The organism is Alkalibacterium gilvum (genome assembly GCF_900109085.1).
GTDB classification, from domain to species: domain Bacteria; phylum Bacillota; class Bacilli; order Lactobacillales; family Carnobacteriaceae_A; genus Alkalibacterium; species Alkalibacterium gilvum.
The window spans coordinates 1-2,000 of the sequence record NZ_FNYW01000077.1 but is presented as its reverse complement, the minus strand read 5'-3'; the positions used below and the strand labels follow the sequence as shown (position 1 = coordinate 2,000).

Below are 2,000 nucleotides of genomic sequence, written 5' to 3'. Positions count from 1 at the left end.
GGGGCGTTATGCAGGACGGATCACCACACGCTTCACTAGAAAATAGTGATGTAAAAGATTTCCTTTTAGTAGTACCCTTGTAATACGTTTGAATATCAAAATGAATAAGGAGTGATATACCTATGGCTGATGATATTTATACCATTACTCGATTAGCAGATGAATTACAAAAGACCCGTCAAAATGTCAGAAGAAGAATAAAAAAGCTTGATATTAAAGCATTAAACGAAGATACAAGAGTATATCAAACGGAACCTCTTGAGTATGACAAAGTGACCTACCTAAAATTAGCCGAATCATTTGGTATATCCGTTTGTAATACAAATGATATAGCAAATGATATAGCTGATGATATAGTGAAAGATGAACTGATTCAGGTATTAAAAGACCAACTGCAAGTCGCAAATGAAGAAAAGAAAGAATTAAGGAAATTATTGGATCAGCAGCAACAATTAAACCTGAGTGATAAAAACAGAGTTGAAAGATTAGAGTTAGAACTAAAAGAAATTCCAGAAAAAAATGCAGAGAAGAAAAAAGGGTTTTTCAGTCGCTGGTTCGGTTCTTAAAAGAAAAACGCCCCCTGACACAAGTCGAAGGGGGTTTTTTTCGCTCTATTTTTTTTGCGACAATTTGACAAAGACAAGCAAAAAAATGGGTTAAAAATACGCGAAAACGGACGACGTCCAAGCGTTATTTTTGACTCGGAAATCGAAGATGGACGAACGATCTGGCACTTGAACTGAGCCGTCGGCAGACCGCAAACCTTACGGATTTATCCATAAGGTTGTATTTGCGCTTCTTTAAAAGAAGCAGTCTATGTGGTATGGTGGTTTTAAGAAAGCAGGTGCTGAAATGGCAAAAGTGTATTCAAGGGTTTCAAAGATAAATAATGTCGTAGGGCGAAGTGATTATATTTCCAACCCAGACCGTCAAGAATTTATAAAATTAACGGAAAAATCAAAAGATTTTGAGTGGGAAGAATACGCTCAATTTGAAAAAGAAAATCAAAAGTCGCAAGAAAAAAATAACGAAGCCAGAGAATTAGTCATAGCGTTGCCGAATGAAATGAGCGAAAGCTTCTCTGATGACGTTTTAGAGGAATTTTCACACGAGTTAGCCCAAGAACTGCTTGGAAACAACCGAGATTATGAATTTGCTCTGCATTTTAACCAAGCACGAACCAATTTTCATATGCACTTGCTGTTCTCCGAGCGTGAGAGAGCCAATGAGCGCACTCCAAAGGTCTATAAGCGTGATATGTGGTTTGATAAGACCACCAATCGCATGGCAAAAGCCAATGCTGAAAATGCAGAATTAAGATATAAAAAAGGCGAAGTCATGAAAGATAAACAAGGCAACATCAGATATGACGAAGTTCCTTTTACAAAAAAAGAGAAGAAATTTACTGAGCGATCTTGGCTGAAAGACCACCAAAAAACCATTCAAAAAGTGTTAGCTGAATATAATCACGTGTTAGATATTTTTGACAACAAACATGAAATTGCTCAAAAAAAGCTCTACAAGGGGGCTTCTGCCGATTATTTAGACTATGCGACCAATTGGAATCAAGCGGCACTTAAAGCCAACAACAAGCTAAATAAAGAGCGTACAACGCTTTTAAAAGAATATCGTGTACTTAAACCACTCATGAACGAATACAAATTTTTCTCTGGGAAAGAAAAAGAGATGGAAAAAGCTGAATTAAACCTAAAAATTTACAAAAATAATGGATATTCTGGTAATAACTGGAACGTTTTTCAGCGAACAGCCTATTTTTTAACACGCTACGACGAAGATAAAGTCAATGTAAAGCTGTATAAAGAACTAAGCAATAAGATTTTTAGAGCAGTTTTTAATCAAGATAAATTTAATAACCCGACACACTATTTTAAAAACTTAGTCCAAAAAATTAAAGACTTTCCAAACAAGGTTCAAAAGGCTAAAGACACGTTATCTAAGCGATTTGGAACCGTTGAAAGATATAAAAATCATAAGCAAAA

Annotated in this window: 2 protein-coding genes; both read left to right on the top strand. The window is 35.6% G+C overall.

Annotated features, from left to right (window positions below; translation table 11 throughout):
- The first annotated feature begins 122 nt into the window (after window positions 1–122).
- Window positions 123–566, top strand: coding sequence for a hypothetical protein (locus BMX83_RS10560; RefSeq protein WP_091636830.1), 444 nt, complete (start codon window positions 123–125; stop codon window positions 564–566).
- Between the two features lie 250 nt (window positions 567–816).
- Window positions 817–2,000, top strand: a 1,184-nt coding sequence (locus tag BMX83_RS10555; protein WP_218141954.1) for a hypothetical protein, incomplete at its 3' end; no start/stop codon positions are given.